Origin of the sequence: Acidovorax sp. (assembly GCF_022763525.1) — a bacterium.
Classification (GTDB): Bacteria; Pseudomonadota; Gammaproteobacteria; order Burkholderiales; family Burkholderiaceae_C; genus Acidovorax.
Genome location: NZ_JALEGG010000209.1, coordinates 1 through 16,969 on the forward strand (window position 1 = coordinate 1; position 16,969 = coordinate 16,969).

Sequence of the window (16,969 nt, forward strand, 5' to 3'; positions counted from 1 at the left end):
CGGCGCTGGAGTCCGGCCAGGTGCTGATGGTGTTCGACAACCTGGCCTCGGCGCTGCCGCAGATCCAGTCGGGCAAGCTGCTGGCGCTGGGCGTGACCACGCTCAGCCGCAACGAGGCGCTGCCCAATGTGCCCAGCATCAATGACAGCGTGCAGGGCTTCAACGTGTCCACCTGGTTCGGGCTGTTCGCCCCGGCCTCGCTTCCCGATGCGGATGCGCGCCGGTACGCCAACGCGTTCTCGGCCGCCATGCACTCGCCCGCGGGCAAGGAGAAGTTCAAGAAGATGGGCATCACGCCCGAAGAGCTGGTTCTCGACGGGTTTGCGCAGTTTGTGCGCTCGGAGAACAGCAAGTACGAGTTTCTGATCCGGGCCGCAAAGATCAAGATCGACTAAAGCCGCCGGGGCAGTGATTGCGCACCCTTCGGTGCGCCTGGCCGGGGCGGCAACCAAAAAGGAGTACAAAAAATGGGACAAGCCCCCGTCGTCTACGGCCAATCCAACCGGCCTCCCCGCGGCGACTACTCGCGCGCCAGCGAGGACTACACCTGCCCACAGGATTACGCGAGCTACACCGAAGCCGACCACGACACCTACCGCCGGCTGTACGAACGCCAGTGCGCCCTGTTGCCGGGGCTCGCGAGCGAGGCCTTCATCCAGGCCCTGCCCATGCTGGGCGCGCGCGACCGCATTCCGCGATTTGAAGAAGTCAATGAGCGCCTGTACAAGGCCACCGGCTGGGAATTGGTGGGCGTCCCCGGCCTGATCCCCGAGGTGCCGTTCTTCACGCTGTTGGCCAACCGCAAGTTCCCGGTGACGGACTGGATCCGCAAGCCCGAGGAGTTCGAGTACATCGTCGAGCCGGACATCTTCCACGACCTGTTCGGCCATGTGCCGCTGCTGTTCAACCCGGTGTTCGCCGACTACGTTCAGCGCTACGGCCAGGGCGGCCTGAAGGCTCAGGGGCTGGGGGCGTGCGAGATGCTCTCGCGCCTGTATTGGTACACGATCGAGTTCGGCCTGATCCGCGAAGCGGGCGGCTTGCGGGCCTACGGCGCGGGGATCCTGAGTTCGTCGGGCGAGCTGGCGTACTCGGTGCAGAGCCCCGAACCCCAGCGGATTCCGCTGGCGCTGGAGCGAACGATGCGCACGCGCTACAAGATTGACACGTACCAGCAGACGTACTTTGTGATCGACAGTTTTGAGCAGCTGTTCGAGATGACGGCGGCAGACTTTGCGCCGATCTACGAGCGGCTCAGGGGATTGCCGGAGTTCGCTGCGGATGAGCGGGACGCTGTGGCGGCCTGAGGTTGTCTTGATCAAAATAGCTGCTCGCGCTTGTAAATCAAGCGCTAGCAGCTATTGTTTTTATAGCATTCGACAATCAGCAGGAGCATGGAATGGGACTATCGATGCCTGGGAACCCTATTCTGTCCGTTCGGGCTGAGCCTGTCGAAGCCTGGGCCCAAGTGCTCGTTCGCAATCGACAGGCTCAGCTCGAAAGCTAAAAAAACAATAGCTGACACCGCCTGACAGGTCAGCACCAGAGGCCAACTCCCTCCAAACTCACTCCCGCACCATCTCCTCCAGGCAGGCTTGCAACACCCCCGGATCAAACGCCATCTGGACATGCGCGAGACCGTCCACGAAGCGGTTGTCCGCCCCCGCCAGCGCAGCGGTGCTGGCGGGGAACACGATGTTGTCGCAGTTGGAGTACCAGCACGTGAACAGCGCCGCGCGTCCCGCAGGTTCTGCGCGCTGCAGCGCCACCACCCAATCGCCCGCCAGGCTCATCTGCCGTCCATTCACCGCACGGCTGAACCGCCCCAGCCAGGTGCCACCGTGAGGCGTGCCCAGCGTCAGCACCCGGTGCACCCGCCCGTCCGCCTGGTGCGCCCGCAACCAAGCGCGCACCGCCAAGCCGCCCATGCTGTGGCACAGCAACACGGGCGCCTGGCCCGTAGCCGCCGTCACCCGGCGCACGGCGTCCTCGATGATGTCGGCGTACTCGTCAATCGAGCCCATCACCGGCTCCAGATTCACCGCGACATGGGCATGTCCCCTCGCCTGCAGATGCGCGAACCAGGGCAGCCACAGGCCCCGGTTGCACATGAAGCCATGCACCAGCACCACGCCACGCCGGCCGGTCGGTTGCGCGGGCAGCCAGTCGGGCTGGGACCGGTGGCGAAACGGCTGGCGCCATCCAAAGACGAGCAGTGCCACCCAAACCTCGGCCCACCACGCGGCCAGCACCTGGGCAGCGCGCGCGCGCGGGGCCGTGTCGGCACGGTTGGTGATGTGCATCAGCACAAACTCCACCGCCATCACCAGCAGGTAGATCCCTAGCGGCAACAACACCCCCAGCACGGCGCGCCGGGGTGAACTCGGCCACTGCCACACCAGCCACGTGGCCATGGCCAGCAAGATGACGAGGAGAAAGGCGCGTTGCCAGCGGGCGATCATGTGAAAAGGTGAAAAGGTGGGGCGTGGGTGACCGGTGCGGGGTGGGTGTTGTAATCCAACAGGCCGCATTGTGCGGCCTTGAAGGGCTTGCCCGACGGTAGCAACAAAGAAGCAAAGGACCCGCCCCATGGACGCCGCACAGACCATCCGCGATGCCATTGCCGACGTGACCGCGCTGCGGCTGCACCGCACGGGTGACCCGGCGCTGGGGGCGGCGGTGGGTCGCATCAAGACCTTGCAGGCACAGCGCTTTCGCGGCACTTATGCGGACCTGATGGCATCGCCCGCGTTCGGCCCTGCGGCCCGGTTCTTTCTGGAAGAGCTGTACAGCGACACCGACTACACCGACCGCGACCAGCAATTCGGCCGCATCGCGGGCACGCTGCAGACGATGTTTCCGGCGGCGGTGGTGGAAACCGCCGTGGCGCTGGCCGTGCTGCACGCGCAGACCGAGGAGCTGGACCAGGACATGGGCCGCGCATGGAAGGCCCATGAAGCCAACGCAGCCAGCGACGCCATCCGCTACACCACCGCCTGGCGCACCGTCGGCCAGCGCCATGCGCGCCAGCAGCAGCTGCAGCGCGTGCTGGCCATGGGCTCGGACCTGGCCCGCCTCACACGGACCCCCGGCCTGCGGATGATGCTGCGCATGATGCGCGGCCCCGCCAACGCCGCCGGCATGGGTGCGCTGCAGAAGTTCCTGGAGGCCGGGTTCGACACCTTTGGGCAGCTCGCGCGCCAGCGTGGTGGGGTGGAGCACTTCCTGGCCGCCATCGAAGGCCGCGAACGCAGCCTCATGGACCAGCTGTTCGATGCCGATCCTGTCACCTGCGAGACCCAACTAGCGCGCACCCTAGGACAAGCCCGGTAGTCCGCAGCGCACCCGCCTTCCACAATCTGTGCCCACCGATCCACGGCACCTGGTGTCCCGAGTTGGAAGTTCGTTTTTTAAAGATGCCAGAAATCGCCGCTCCGCTGCGTTGCAAATCCTCGCGGTAGCTCCGGCTATCGCTGCGGTTTGCGCCCTGCCTGACGACGATTTCAACATTCTTTATTTCATCAACCAACTCAGAACACTGGCGAAACAGGCACCCGCAAGCACAAGCGAAGGAAACAAGCGCATGGAAAAGATCTGGCTCAAGAGCTACCCCCCGGGCGTCCCGCACGATGTGCAGCCCGAGCAATACCGCTCTGTGGCCCACTTGCTGGAAGAGTCCTTCCGCAAACACGCATCGAGCCCGTTTTCGGTCTGCATGGACCAGTGGATGACCTATGGCGAACTGGAACGCCGCTCGGCCGCACTGGGCGCCTACCTGCAAAGCCTGGGCCTCGCGCCCGGCGCACGCGTGGCCATCATGCTGCCCAACATTCCGCAATTCGGCGTGACCATGGCCGCCGTGCTGCGCGCGGGCTACACCTGCGTCAACGTGAACCCGCTCTACACCGCCCGCGAGCTGGAGCACCAGCTCAAGGATTCGGGCGCCACCGCCATCGTGATCCTGGAGAACTTCGCCCACACCCTGGCCGAGGTCATCGATCACACGGCCGTCCAGCATGTGGTGATGGCCTCCATGGGCGACCTGTTGGGCTTCTGGTTTGGGAAGTGGATCACCTTTGCCGTGCGGCACCTGGCCAAGATGGTGCCGGCCTATGACCTGCCACTGTCCAATGGCCGCAAGGTCGTCACGTTCAAGAAGGCGCTGTCGCTGGGCGAACACAAGTCCCTCGCGCCCAGCCAGGCGACGCTGGATTCCATCGCATTTCTGCAATACACGGGTGGTACCACGGGCCTCTCCAAGGGCGCGGTGCTCACCCACAGGAACATCGTGGCCGCCACGCTGCAGGCCGAGGCCTGGTTCACGCCGGCCCTGGCAAAGATCGGCGATGTCAGCCGTGCCAACTCGGTGGCCGCGCTGCCGCTGTATCACATCTTCGCGCTCACGCTGTGCCTCTTGGCCATCCGCCAGGGCTCCAGCCTCACGCTGATCCCCAACCCGCGCGACATCCCCAAGTTCGTGGCCGAGCTCAAGAAGCGTCCCTTCCACATGCTGCCGGCGGTGAACACCCTGTTCAATGCGCTCTTGCAGAACCCGCAGTTCCGCGCGCTCGACTTCTCGCACCTGTGCGTGTCGCAGGCCGGCGGCATGGCAGCCAGCGAGGGCACAGCCAAGCAATGGCAGAAGGTGACGGGCAGCACCATGATCGAGGGCTGGGGCATGAGCGAGACTTGCGCCATCGGCACCAACAACCCGGTGAACGCCACCGAATTCAGCGGCACCATCGGCCTGCCGCTGCCGGGCATCGACATCGCCATCAAGGACGACGAGGGCAACAGCCTGCCACAGGGCGCCTCGGGCGAGATCTGCATCCGCGGCCCCAACGTGATGACGGGGTACTACAACCAGCCTGAAGAGAACGCCAAGGCCTTCACGGCCGACGGTTTCATGCGCACGGGCGACATCGGCATCATGGACGAGCGCGGTTTCACCCGCATCATCGACCGCAAGAAGGACATGATCCTGGTGAGCGGCTTCAATGTGTTCCCCAACGAGCTGGAGCAGGTCATCAGCCTGTGCCCCGGCGTGATGGAGTGCGCGGCCATCGGCGTGCCGGACGAAAAGCAGGGCGAGGCCATCAAGGTGTTCGTGATCAAGAGCGACCCTGCGCTGACCGAAGACGACGTGGTGCGCTACTGCCACGACAACCTCACCGGCTACAAGCGCCCCAAGTACATCGAATTCCGCGACGAGTTGCCCAAGAGCAATGTGGGCAAGATCCTGCGGCGGCAGTTAAGGACAACCCCCTGAGCGGCTTCGCCGCCCGGTGCTGGCCGCCAGAGGCGGCAGCTCTTCAGGACCGTCCCAGCCTGCGCAGGCAGGCTGGGAGCCGCGGCCCTCAGCCCCTTCTCTCGCGCTAAAGCGCCGGAAGGGGGACAACGCCGGCGCATACAAGCAAAGCGCTGCCATGCAGCTCTGCGGCCCTTGCGCGGTGTTTCTCGCAGGTGCGTGCCAGTTTTGACCGACGGTGCCGCTAAGAGTGCCGCCAGTGCGACGAGGGAAACCTCAGTAGAAACGTCCTCGAAGTTCACGGCAGCCAGCGCACCGCGCACGACCGGTGCTACATTGCGCACGCCCGGCAAGCCGCTGGGCGCCACCCCCTCCGCACGCAAGCCCCAGCCGCCCCCGCACCGTGAAGTTCCTCCTTCTGGACGACCATCCCCTGTTCCGCCAGGCCCTCAAGTCCATCACCCAGCGGCTCGATCCGGCGGCCACGGTGCTTGAGTGCGCGTCTTACGAAGAAGCGCAGCCCCTGTTGGGCGATGACGACGTGGATCTGGTGCTGCTGGACCTGCGGCTTTCCGGGCTGGACGGCATGGAGGTGCTGGCCACGCTGCGTGCGCAGCACCCGACGCTGCCGGTCGTGGTGGTGTCGGCATCCGAAGACCCGCACGAGGTGATGGCGGTGCTGCGCCTGGGGGCTCTGGGCTTCGTGCCCAAGGCCTCCTCGGCCGATGTGATGGAGCATGCGCTGCGGCTGGTGCTCTCGGGCGATACCTACCTGCCTTCGCACATCCTGCTGGACCCGCAAACACCTGCAGCTCTGCCAAAGGACAGCACGCTCGACCTCACGCAGCGGCAGAAAGAAGTGATGCGCCTCATGGCGCAGGGCGAGTCGAACAAACAGATCGCCCGCCGGCTGAACGTGACCGAGAACACCGTCAAGGTGCATGTGACGGCCATCCTGCGCGAGCTGAACGTCACCTCGCGCGCCCAGGCCATCGTGGCGCTTTTCCAGCGCGGCGACGGTCCCTCCTGAGCACACCGCGACCATGCCGCAGGAAGCAGCCTGGGCCGATCGCATGCGCACCGAGCAGGTGCGGCTGATCTACCGCAACTACCCCTTCACGCTCAGCGCGAACTTCGTCCTGAGCCTGCTCGTGATCGGCGCACTGTGGGGCGGCGTACCCACCACGCTGCTGCTGGGTTGGATCGCTTTCAGCGGCGCGCTGACCCTCAAGGGCGTGTGGGACTACCGGCGCCACCGCGGCCCGCTGGCCGGTTCCGCACCGACAGAGGTGGACGCCGCCGCGCAGCGCTTCGCGGAGATCGCGTGGTGCACCGGCGTGATGTGGGGCGCGGCCGGTCTCTCGCCCTTTTTCATGGAACCCGCGCAGTTCCACCAGATCGTGTTTCCGGCGATCACCGGCATGGCCTTTGGCGGCGCAGCCTTCCTCTCCACAGACCGGCGGCTGTTCTATGGGTACATCGTGCCCATGCTGGCCCTCACCTTGGTGGGCGCCACCGGCATGCCGGGGCGCAGCGGCCTGATCCTGGCCAGCCTGACGCTGGCCCTGGCCTTTGCCACGCTGGCCTTCGCGCACAACGTGCACGCGATGATTCAGCGCTCACTGGTGCTCCGGTTCGAGAACATGGACCTCATCGATGCACTCCAGCAGCAAAAGGACCAGGCCGACTATGCCAACCTGTCCAAGTCGCGCTTCCTGGCCGCTGCCAGCCACGACCTGCGCCAGCCCCTGCACGCGCTGGGCCTGCTTTTTGAATCCCTGCGTCCGCGCATCCAGGACGAACCTTCGCAGCAGCTGGTGCGCAGCATCACTGCCACCATCCACACACTGGAAGACCTTTTCAACGCCCTGCTCGACATCTCCAAGCTGGATGCGGGCGTCATCCCCTGCGAAATGCAAGCGGTGACACTGCAGCACACCATGGCGCGCATCGAGGCCGAGTTCCAGCCCGTAGCCGAGGCCAAGGGCCTGCGCTTCGTGGTGCGCCCGCCAGCGGCCGATACCACCGTGCACAGTGATCCGGCGCTGCTCGACCGCATGCTGCGCAACCTGGTGAGCAACGCCATCCAGCACACCCAGCAGGGGACGGTGCTGGTGGCCTGCCGCCGCCGGGCGGGCACGGTGCACATCGAAGTGCGCGACAGCGGCCCGGGCATTCCGCCAGAGTTGCACAAGGAGATCTTTCAGGAGTTCTACCAAATCAGCAATCTGGCGCGGGAGCGCAGCCACGGCGTGGGCCTGGGCCTGGCCATCGTGGAGCGCGTGGGCCGCATGCTGAATCATCCGGTGCTGCTGCGCTCGGCGCCTGGCTGCGGCTCCAACTTCACGATCGTGCTGCCGCGCAGCGCGGCCCCGGCGCCCGCAGCGGCGTCGCCAGCCCCGCCGTCCGCGGAGGCGCTGCCGTCGCTGCGGGGCCGGCACATTGCGGCCATCGACGACGACCCCATCGTCCTGGAAGGCATGCGCCAGCTCTTCGAGCACTGGGGCTGCTCGCTCACCGCTGCGGCCAGCACCGAAGAGCTGCTGGGCCGCCTGGCGCAGGACGGCACCATGCCGGACCTGGTGATCAGCGACTACCGTCTGCGCGATGGCGAGACTGGCGCCCAGGCCATCGCCAAGGTCAACGCTTTCTGTGGGCGCCCGCTGCCGGGCGTGCTGGTGACGGGCGACACCGCGCCCGAGCGCCTGCGCGAAGCCGCCCAGAGTGGCCATGCGGTACTGCACAAACCTGTGCGGCCCGGCAAGCTGCGCGCCTTGCTGCTGCACCTGCTGGTGCCGTGACACCCGCACGCCGCGCGGCGGGGAGGTGCCCTCCCCCGTAGGTTCAGCACCTGCTGGGCCTACACGTGCAACAGCACCGGCATCCCCGGCATCTACGACTTTGGTATTAGCCGTTCAGTGCAATGGCCGCGCTGGGGGCTTTGGTCTGCAATAGGGACATGAAAAACTCCCCTTGCGTTCTCGTCCCTTCTCTCCTTGCAGCCGCCCCGGATCCCTCGCAGGACATGCCACGCGGCAGTGGTGCCCAATGAGCCGGGTCTGGACCCGCACGATGCCCGCGGTTGACGGCCCCGCCCCCGGTCGCCTGGGCGGGCAGCGCGCCGTGGTGGCCGCCAGCCTGTGCCTGACGCTGTTGCAAATCAGCACCATCCAGACCTCCTGGCTGTTGGCCATCGTGCTGCCCGTGCAGTGGCTGCTGGTCCTGAGGCCGCTGCAGCGCCGCGAGTGGACGATGCTGCTGTTCGTGCCGCTGTTCTTTGTCGCGCAAAACCATGCAGCTCTGGCGGCGGGTGCGTTTGCCTTCCGGCAGCAGGACTTTCTTCTGATGCCATGGCACGAGCCATTTCTGTGGATGGGCTGGTACTTGCACTTGATTCGCTTTGTGGGCGAGCCCCCGCACAGCGTGGCGCTCAGCCCCGCAGCCGGCTGGGGCCTGCTGGCCACGGTGCTGGCGTTTTCACTGTTCGGGGCTGACGCGCGTGCACTGACGCTGGCCAGCGCGGCCTCCTGCGCTTTGCTCCTGGCCTTGTTCCACCGAGTCGCCGACCTGGCCTATGCCGCCTGCGCCGTGGTACTGGGGGCACTGGTGGAAGGGGTGGGCGTGGCCAACGGTCTCTGGTCCTATCCTGAGCCCGACGTGGCGGGCGTTCCCTTGTGGTCCTTCATGATGTGGATGTCGGTCGGCCTGCTGGGCCGCCGGCTGGTGGTCCCGCTGGCCGAATGGCTGGCGCGCGTGGGAGGCCGGCATGCGTAGCGCCCACGCCACCACCACGGTGTTCAAGAGCCTGGTGCAAACCCTGCGGCATGGTTGGCGCCCGGGCCGCCGCGCTGCCGCTGCGCAGTCGCCGGAGTCCACACTGATGGGCGATGCCGCCCACAGCACGCTCTTCATGCGTTCGTCGCTGTCGCCCGAGCCTCTGCGCGAAGGCTTCAAGATCCGCATCGCCCGGCGCCCCTCGGTGCTGGAAGACGCCGTGGGGCTGCTCAACCGCCGCTACCGGCAGCGCGGCTACGGCTCGCAGACCCTCACACTCTCGCCCGAGCGCATGACCATCGTGGCCTATGAAGCCCGCCAGGTCATCGGCACGCTCACCGTCCAGCTGGACACTGGCCACGGCCTGTTGTCCGATGAGTGCTTTCCGGACGTGTTGAACGGCTTTCGCGCCAGCGGGGCACGCCTGTGCGAGTTCACCAAGCTGGCCACCGCACCCCGGGCGCCTACCCCTGCAACGTTGGCCTCCATGTTCCATGTGGCGTTCATCTTTGCGCACCAGCTCAGCGGCGCCACGCACATCGCCATTGAGGTGAACCCCCGCCACGTGAGCTTTTACATGCGAGTGCTGGGTTTCCTGCCCCACGGCACACCGCAAAGCAACCCGCGCGTCAACGCCCCCGGTGTCCTGCTGATTGCCGACTTTCAAGAAATCGGGCGGCAGTTGCTGGGGCGTGAGGCACCAGGCAGCGGTGCGGGCGAGCCGCCGCCCTTCTTCTCGCACAGTTTTTCCAACGCCGAGGAAAAGGGCATCCGCAAGCGCATCGAGGCGGCACTGCGGCGAATGGACGACACCCCATGACCACATTGCCGAGTGCCCTGGGCGAGTGGCGCGCGCTGCTGGGCGCCGAGAGCGTATTGACACCGGACCAGGCAACGGCCCGGTACGGAAGCGGCCAGGGCCGCCGCATTGCCGCCGCGCTGCGACCCACGCAAGCCCCCAGCGTGCAGCGCATCGTGCAAATCGCTGCACGCCACCGCGTCCCCCTCTACCCCATCAGTACCGGCCGCAATTGGGGCTATGGCGGCGCCAATCCGCCGCAGGACGACTGCGTGGTGCTGGACCTGAGCCTGCTCAACCGCATCCTGGCAGTGGACGCTGAACTGGGCACCGCCACCCTGGAGCCAGGCGTCACCCAGGGGCAGCTGCGCGCGCACCTGGACCGGCTGGGCCTGCCCTTCATGGTCCCGACCACGGGTGCGGGCGCCAACGTGAGCCTGGTGGGCAATGCCCTGGAGCGGGGCTACGGCATCACGCCGCATGCGGACCACTTTGGCGCCGTGATGGCGCTGGAGGCTGTGCTGCCGGACGGCAGCTTGTACCGCCCGCGCCTGGGTGCGCTGGGGGGCGAGCGCGTGGGGCACAGCTACAAATGGGGCATCGGCCCCTACATCGACGGCTTGTTCTCGCAGTCCAATTTTGGCGTGGTGACGCAGATGACGATCGCCCTGGCCCAGCGCCCGCCCCATGTCGAGGCCTTCTATGTCTTCCTGGACCGGCCGGAACAGCTCGCGCCCGCCGTGCACGCGCTGCGCGGGCTTTTGCGCACCACGGGCGGGGTCATGGGCGGCGTGAACATCCTCAACGGCTACCGCCTCGCCTCGATGGCCTGCCCCTACCCCGCCGCGGCGCTCGCGCGTGGCACCCCGCTGCAGGCCCACGAGCTGGCCGAACTGCTGCAGGACCACGGGCTGGGCGCGTACCTGGTGGTGGGCAGCGTCTATGGCGAGGCGCCCGTGGCCCGCGCGGCCGTGGCAACCATCCTGCGCGCCTTTGCCCCCTGCAGCGGCCGGCGTGTGCGCCTGACCCGCGGCAAGGCCGGCCTGCTGCAAAGCCTGGCCGCGCGCTTTCCCGGCCTGGCCTCGCGCGTGGGTTTCGGACCGGACCAGGCGGCGCGCATGCTGAGCGCGCTGAACCTGATGGAGGGCATCCCCGACGACGTGGCGCTGCGACTGCCCTACTGGAAATCCGGCACCCCGCTGCCGGAGGACCTGCCCGGCGGACTGCAGAGTGGCGAACGCGGGCTGATGTGGTACGCCCCTCTGGTTCCGATGGTGCCCGACACCGTGCTCGCCTTCGAAGCCCTGGTGTCGCGCGTCTGCCTGCAGCACGGCTTTGAGCCGCTGATCACGCTCACCAGCCTGTCCGACCGGTGTTTCGACAGCTCCGTGCCGCTGTTGTTTGATGGCCGCTCCAGCAGCGAGCGGGAGCGCTCCCGACGCTGCTTCGACATGCTCTTCGATGAAGGCCGCCAGCGGGGCATCGTGCCTTACCGCATGGGGTCGCAGGCATTCCATAAGCTCGCGGGGCAGGACGACGATCCCGCGTTGGCCCTGGCTCGCAGAGTCAAGCAATTGCTGGATCCCGACAACCTCATTTCACCGGGCCGCTACAACCTCTGAGACCCGATACTGCCTCGCATCTCGGCAGGCAATCTCGGGTTTTCACCAACTAGCAAACGTTTGCGCAAACGTTTGCTTTCGTTATGATCCCGGTCGCGACAGGGCACCGGGCACCTGCAGCCACGCCACTTTTGGGCGGCTGCCCAGGTCTCTCCTCTTCGCCGGTCGCCCGTCCACCTTCCAACCTGGAGACAACCCATGCAGTTCACCCGCCGTTCCGTTCAGACCGCCGCCGCCCTCGCCGTTGTGGGCAGCCTGCTGGCCAGCCCTGCGTTTGCGCAGGACAAGCCCAAGATCGCGCTCATCATGAAGTCGCTGGCCAACGAGTTCTTCCGCACCATGGAAGACGGCGCCAAGGCGCACCAGAAGGCCCACGCCAAGGAATACACGCTGGTGGCCAACGGCATCAAGAACGAGACCGACACGGCGGCGCAGATCAAGATGATCGAACAGGCCGTGGCGCAAAAGGTCAACGCCATCGTGCTGGCCCCGGCGGATTCGAAGGCGCTGGTGCCCGTGGTCAAGTCCGCCATCGACAAGGGCATCATCGTGGTCAACATCGACAACCAGCTCGATGCCGATGCGCTGAAGGAAAAGAACATCACCGTGCCCTTCGTGGGCCCCGACAACCGCGCGGGCGCCAAGCTGGTGGGCGACCACCTGGCCAAGACGCTGAAGGCGGGTGACAAGGTCGGCATCATCGAAGGCGTGTCCACCACCTTCAATGCGCAGCAGCGCACCCTGGGCTACCAGGACGCCATGAAGGCCGCCAACATCACCGTGGTGGGCGTGCAGTCCGGCAACTGGGAGATTGAAAAAGGCAACACCGTGGCCGCCGGCATGATGCGCGAGCACCCCGACCTGGTCGCCCTGCTGGCGGGCAACGACAGCATGGCCCTGGGCGCCGTGGCCGCCGTGAAGGCTGCAGGCAAGACCGGCAAGGTGCAGGTGGTGGGCTACGACAACATCGGTGCCATCAAGCCCATGCTGCAGGATGGCCGCGTGCTTGCCACCGCCGACCAGTACGCCGCCAAGCAGGCCGTGTTCGGCATCGAACTGGCGCAGAAGGCCCTGGCCGCCAAGACGCCGCAAAACCAGCTGCCCGCTACGGTGAAGACCGATGTGGTGCTGGTGACCAAGGACAGCAAGTAAGCCCGGGCGCGGAGAACAAAGCTCTTCTGGCGTTGTTCTCCGCTCCAAGATTGAAAACCGCACACACTGCCATGCCCAGCCCGTCAACTGACTCACCACGTCCCCCCCTGCTCGCCATCCAGGCCGTGGGCAAGGACTACACCGCCACCGTGCTCGATGGCGTGAATGTGGAGCTGTTTGCGGGCGAGGTGCTGGCGCTGACCGGGGAAAACGGCGCGGGCAAGAGCACGCTGTCCAAGATCCTCTGCGGGCTGGAACAGCCCACACGCGGCGGCATGCAGCTGGCGGGGCAGGCCTACGCCCCCACTTCGCGCCGCGATGCCGAGCGCCACGGCGTGCGCATGGTGATGCAGGAGCTGGGCCTGGTGCCCACGCTCACCGTGGCCGAGAATTTGTTGATGGGCCGTCTGCCGCACCGGCTGGGCTGGCTGCAGCGCGATGTGCTGCACGCCGCCGCCCGTGCGCAGCTGGCCAAGATCGGGCTCGACACCATCGACCCTGCCACCCCGGTCTCGCAGCTGGGCATCGGCCAGCAGCAGATGGTGGAGATTGCGCGCAATCTGCAGGACGACACGCGCATCCTGGTGCTCGACGAGCCCACGGCCATGCTCACGCCGCGCGAGACCAGTTACCTGTTCGAGCAGATCGCGCACCTCACCGCGCGCGGCGTGGCCATCATCTACGTGTCGCACCGGCTCGAAGAACTGCGCCGCATTGCCGACCGCGTGGCCGTGCTGCGCGATGGCCGCCTGGTGGACGTGCGCCCCATGGCGGGCATGAGCGAAGACGACCTGGTGCAGCGCATGGTGGGCCGCGTGGTGAGCGACCTGGACCACCGCCCGCGCCGCCCCGTCGGCCCGGTAGTGATGAGCGCTGACAAGCTGGGACGTAGCACCGCCGTGCAGGACGTGAGCCTGGAGCTGCGAGCCGGTGAAATTTTTGGCATTGCCGGGCTGGTCGGATCGGGCCGCACCGAGCTGGTCCGCCTGCTGTTTGGCGCCGACCGGGCAGACCGTGGCAGTGTGACGCTGCACCCAACTTCAGAGCAAAAACAGCCGCAAGCGCTAGAAGATCATGCGCAAGCAGCTACACAAAACATAGCAAAACCACCCACACCAGCTCCCACCGCACCGCGCACCTGGCACCGGGGCTTTGCGTCGCCGCTGCAGGCCATTGCCGCCGGAGTCGGCCTGGTCACCGAAGACCGCAAATCCCAGGGCCTGCTCCTGTCGCAACCCATCCGCATCAACGCCACGCTGTCCGACCTGTCGGCCGTGTCGCGCGGCGGCTGGCTGCAGCGCGGGCTCGAAAGCCGCCTGGTGCAAGGCTTCATCCGCACCCTGCGCGTGCGCTGCCACGGCCCAGAACAGCCCGTGGGGCAACTGTCGGGCGGCAACCAGCAAAAGGTGGTGTTCGCCCGCTGGCTGCACCGCGAAGGCCGCGTGCTGCTGCTCGATGAACCCACGCGCGGCGTGGACGTGGGCGCGCGCGCCGAGCTGTATGGCGAGCTGGACCGCATGGCACTGGAAGGCCGCGCGCTGCTCATGGTGTCGTCGGACCTGCGCGAACTCATGGCCATGGCCGACCGCATCGGCGTGATGAGCGCGGGCCGCCTGGTGGCCGTGTTCGAGCGCGGCGAGTGGTCCGAACAATCGCTGCTGGCGGCCGCGTTCTCCGAGCCCGGCGGGCGCACCAGCACAAACCCTTCCACTTCTTCCCCTGTGACCGCATGAACGCCCCCACCGCATCTGCCGCGCCCGCTGCGGCGCCGTCCTCCGCCTCGGTCTGGCGCAGCCAGCTGGGTACCTACCTGGGCCTGATGGCCGTGCTGGCGGGCATGGTGGCGCTGTTCTCGTCGCTGTCCGAATACTTCTGGAGCGCCGAGACCTTCATCACCATCGCCAACGAAATCCCAGCCCTGGCCGTGATGGCGGTGGGCATGACCTTTGTGCTCATCATCGCGGGCATCGATTTGTCGGTGGGCTCGGTGATGGCGCTGGCCGCCGCCACCTCGGCCGCCGCCATCCTGCAATGGGGCTGGACGGTGCCCGCCGCCGCCGCGCTGGCACTGGCCACGGGCCTGGTGTGCGGCACCATCACCGGCACCATTTCGGTGGCGTGGCGGCTGCCCTCGTTCATCGTGTCGCTGGGCATGCTCGAAGCCGTGCGCGGCAGCGCGTATGTGGTGACCGACTCGCGCACGCAGTACGTGGGCGATGCGATCTCGTGGCTGTCGGCCCCCTTCTTTGGCGGCATCTCGTTCGCCTTCTTGCTGGCCGTGGTGCTGGTGGTGGTGGCGCAGCTGGTGCTGTCGCGCACCGTATTCGGCCGCTGCGTAGTGGGCATTGGCACCAACGAAGAAGCGATGCGCCTGGCGGGTGTGGACCCGCGCCCCATCCGCGTGATCGTGTTTGCCATGACCGGCCTGCTAGCCGGCTTGGCGGGCCTGATGCAGTCGGCCCGGCTCGAAGCTGCGGACCCGAACGCGGGCACGGGCATGGAGCTGCAGGTGATTGCGGCCGTGGTGATTGGCGGCACCAGCCTCATGGGCGGGCGCGGCTCGGTGGTGAACACCGCGTTTGGCGTGCTGATCATTGCGGTGCTCGAAGCAGGCTTGGCCCAGGTGGGCGCCAGCGAGCCCAGCAAGCGCATCATCACAGGTTTTGTGATCGTGGCGGCCGTCATCGTGGACACGCTGCGCCAGCGCCGCGCCAAGGTCTGAGAGACTGATTACCGCGACCGTCTGCCCCACCAACAACGACCTCATTCTTCTTTTTGCATGGCTACTATCAAGGACGTTGCGCGCCACGCTGAGGTGTCGGTCACCACGGTGTCGCACGTGGTCAACGGCACGCGCCGCGTGAGCCCCGAGGGGCGCGAGCGCGTGGAGGCCGCCATCCGCGCCCTGGGCTATGTGCCCAGCGCCATCGCGCGCAGCCTCAAGAGCAACAACACGCGCACGCTGGGCATGCTGATCCCCAACAGCTCCAACCCCTACTTTGCCGAGATCGTGCACAGCGTGGAAGACCGCTGCTTTGGCGCGGGCTACAACGTCATCCTGTGCAACACCAACGACGAGGCGCACCGCCAGGGCACCTACCTGCAGGTGCTGGCCGAGCGACGCATCGACGGGCTGATCGTGGTCTCTACCGGACATGACGCCACGCTGGCCACGCAGCTGGCGGGCCTGTCCATCCCCACCGTGCTGGTGGACCGCGAAATCGACATCGCCGAACAACAGCCCTGCGACCTGGTGGAAACCGCCCACATGCAGGGCGGCCTGCTGGCCACGCGCCACCTGCTGTCGCTGGGCCACCGCCGCATTGCCTGCATTGGCGGCCCCGAAGGCATTGCGCCCAGCGAGCAGCGCATTGCCGGCTGGCGCACGGCGCTGGCCGACGCGGGCTGCGGCACCGGCGAGGGCCTGCTGTGGCACGGCAACTTCACCAGCCAGGGCGGCTACGAAGCCATGCACGCGGTGCTGCGCGCGCCCGAGCCGCCCACCGCCGTTTTCGTGTGCAACGACCTCATGGCCATGGGCGCGCTGTGCGCCGCGCACGAGCGCGACCTGCGCGTGCCCGAGGCACTGTCCATCGTGGGCTTTGACGACATCGAACTCACCGCCTTCACCAGCCCGCCCCTCACCACCGTGGCCCAGCCCAAGCAGCGCATCGGCGCGCTGGCCGTGGACATGCTGCTGGAGCGCATCGACGGCAAGCGCCAGGGCGCACGCAAGGTGATGCTGCAGCCCGAGTTGCGGGTGCGCGCCTCCACGGCCCATGCACCCGGAGGTGCGGCATGAGCACCACCCACACGCCCCGCATCGCCGTCGTCGGCAGCCTGAACATGGACCTGGTGCTGAAGGTTCAACACGCGCCGGGCCCTGGCGAGACCGTGCTGGCCGACGCCCTGCACCTGGTGCCCGGCGGCAAGGGCGGCAACCAGGCCGTGGCCTGCGCGCGCCAAGGCGCCCGGGTGGCCTTGTTCGGCCGGGTGGGCGACGACGGCTACGGCCAGACGCTGCGCGCCGGGCTGGACGCCGACGGCATTGACCACAGCGGCGTGCAGACCGACACCGAAACCACCACCGGCGTGGCCGCCATCACCGTCGAGGCCAGCGGGCAAAACCGCATCGTGGTCGTGCCCGGCGCCAACGGCCGCTTTGTGCTGGATGCCGCCGCGCTGGGCGCTGCGCTGCAAGGCGCAGGCGGCCTGGTGCTGCAGTTTGAAACGCCTCTGCCCCAGGTCCTGGCCGCCGCCGAGATGGCGCATGCCGCTGGCTGCCCCGTGGTGCTGAACCCCTCCCCCATCCAGCCATCGGCATCGCCTTCATCAAATAAGTGGTTATAAAAGGTACCCACACTCAACTGGCTC

General features: G+C 67.1%; 15 protein-coding genes. 14 read left to right on the forward strand and 1 reads right to left on the reverse strand.

Annotated features, from left to right (window positions below):
• Both MRY84_RS16460 and phhA read left to right on the forward strand, forming a co-directional pair.
• Positions 1-395 (forward strand): tripartite tricarboxylate transporter substrate-binding protein (locus MRY84_RS16460; protein WP_291506784.1); only part of this gene is annotated, 395 nt, incomplete at its 5' end.
• A gap of 72 nt (positions 396-467) precedes the next feature.
• Positions 468-1,307: a phenylalanine 4-monooxygenase gene (gene phhA, locus MRY84_RS16465; RefSeq protein ID WP_291506785.1), complete on the forward strand. Its 840-nt coding sequence runs from the start codon at positions 468-470 to the stop codon at positions 1,305-1,307.
• Between the two features lie 258 nt (positions 1,308-1,565).
• Here phhA and MRY84_RS16470 read toward each other — a convergent pair whose 3' ends face one another.
• On the reverse strand, positions 1,566-2,462 hold the full coding sequence (locus MRY84_RS16470; RefSeq protein WP_291506786.1) for an alpha/beta fold hydrolase: 897 nt from the start codon (positions 2,460-2,462) through the stop codon (positions 1,566-1,568).
• Between the two features lie 127 nt (positions 2,463-2,589).
• On the opposite strand from MRY84_RS16470, the gene MRY84_RS16475 reads away from it, so the two are divergent.
• The 12 genes from MRY84_RS16475 (at position 2,590) to MRY84_RS16530 (ending at position 16,945) form a co-directional block, all read left to right on the forward strand.
• Positions 2,590-3,333, forward strand: coding sequence for a hypothetical protein (locus MRY84_RS16475; RefSeq protein WP_291506787.1), 744 nt, complete (start codon positions 2,590-2,592; stop codon positions 3,331-3,333).
• Positions 3,334-3,583: 250 nt separating this feature from the next.
• Entirely contained in the window at positions 3,584-5,269 is a 1,686-nt protein-coding gene (locus tag MRY84_RS16480; protein WP_291506788.1) for an AMP-binding protein, read from the forward strand.
• 382 nt (positions 5,270-5,651) lie between these two features.
• Positions 5,652-6,278 (forward strand): response regulator transcription factor, encoded by a 627-nt coding sequence (locus MRY84_RS16485; RefSeq protein ID WP_291506789.1) that lies wholly within the window; start codon positions 5,652-5,654, stop codon positions 6,276-6,278.
• Between the two features lie 13 nt (positions 6,279-6,291).
• Positions 6,292-8,049, forward strand: a complete 1,758-nt coding sequence (locus MRY84_RS16490; RefSeq protein ID WP_291506790.1) for a hybrid sensor histidine kinase/response regulator — start codon at positions 6,292-6,294, stop codon at positions 8,047-8,049.
• Positions 8,050-8,320: 271 nt separating this feature from the next.
• Complete coding sequence (locus MRY84_RS16495; protein WP_291506791.1) at positions 8,321-9,022, forward strand: DUF2878 family protein; 702 nt, start codon at positions 8,321-8,323, stop codon at positions 9,020-9,022.
• A complete protein-coding gene (locus MRY84_RS16500; protein WP_291506792.1) occupies positions 9,015-9,842 on the forward strand; it encodes an N-acetyltransferase in 828 nt (275 codons plus the stop codon). The genes MRY84_RS16495 and MRY84_RS16500 overlap by 8 nt, the downstream gene beginning before the upstream one ends.
• Positions 9,839-11,443, forward strand: a complete 1,605-nt coding sequence (locus MRY84_RS16505) for an FAD-binding oxidoreductase (RefSeq protein WP_291506793.1) — start codon at positions 9,839-9,841, stop codon at positions 11,441-11,443. The genes MRY84_RS16500 and MRY84_RS16505 overlap by 4 nt, the downstream gene beginning before the upstream one ends.
• A 198-nt stretch (positions 11,444-11,641) precedes the next feature.
• Positions 11,642-12,595 carry a sugar ABC transporter substrate-binding protein gene (locus MRY84_RS16510; RefSeq protein ID WP_291506794.1) on the forward strand — a complete coding sequence of 318 codons (954 nt, stop codon included), beginning with the start codon at positions 11,642-11,644 and terminating at the stop codon, positions 12,593-12,595.
• Between the two features lie 71 nt (positions 12,596-12,666).
• Positions 12,667-14,328 carry a sugar ABC transporter ATP-binding protein gene (locus tag MRY84_RS16515; RefSeq protein ID WP_291506795.1) on the forward strand — a complete coding sequence of 554 codons (1,662 nt, stop codon included), beginning with the start codon at positions 12,667-12,669 and terminating at the stop codon, positions 14,326-14,328.
• Positions 14,325-15,317, forward strand: a complete 993-nt coding sequence (locus MRY84_RS16520) for an ABC transporter permease (RefSeq protein WP_291506796.1) — start codon at positions 14,325-14,327, stop codon at positions 15,315-15,317. Before MRY84_RS16515 ends, MRY84_RS16520 begins: the two co-directional genes overlap by 4 nt.
• A gap of 57 nt (positions 15,318-15,374) precedes the next feature.
• Entirely contained in the window at positions 15,375-16,397 is a 1,023-nt protein-coding gene (locus MRY84_RS16525) for a LacI family DNA-binding transcriptional regulator (protein WP_291506797.1), read from the forward strand.
• A complete protein-coding gene (locus MRY84_RS16530) occupies positions 16,394-16,945 on the forward strand; it encodes a PfkB family carbohydrate kinase (protein ID WP_291506798.1) in 552 nt (183 codons plus the stop codon). The genes MRY84_RS16525 and MRY84_RS16530 overlap by 4 nt, the downstream gene beginning before the upstream one ends.
• Positions 16,946-16,969: the final 24 nt, after the last annotated feature.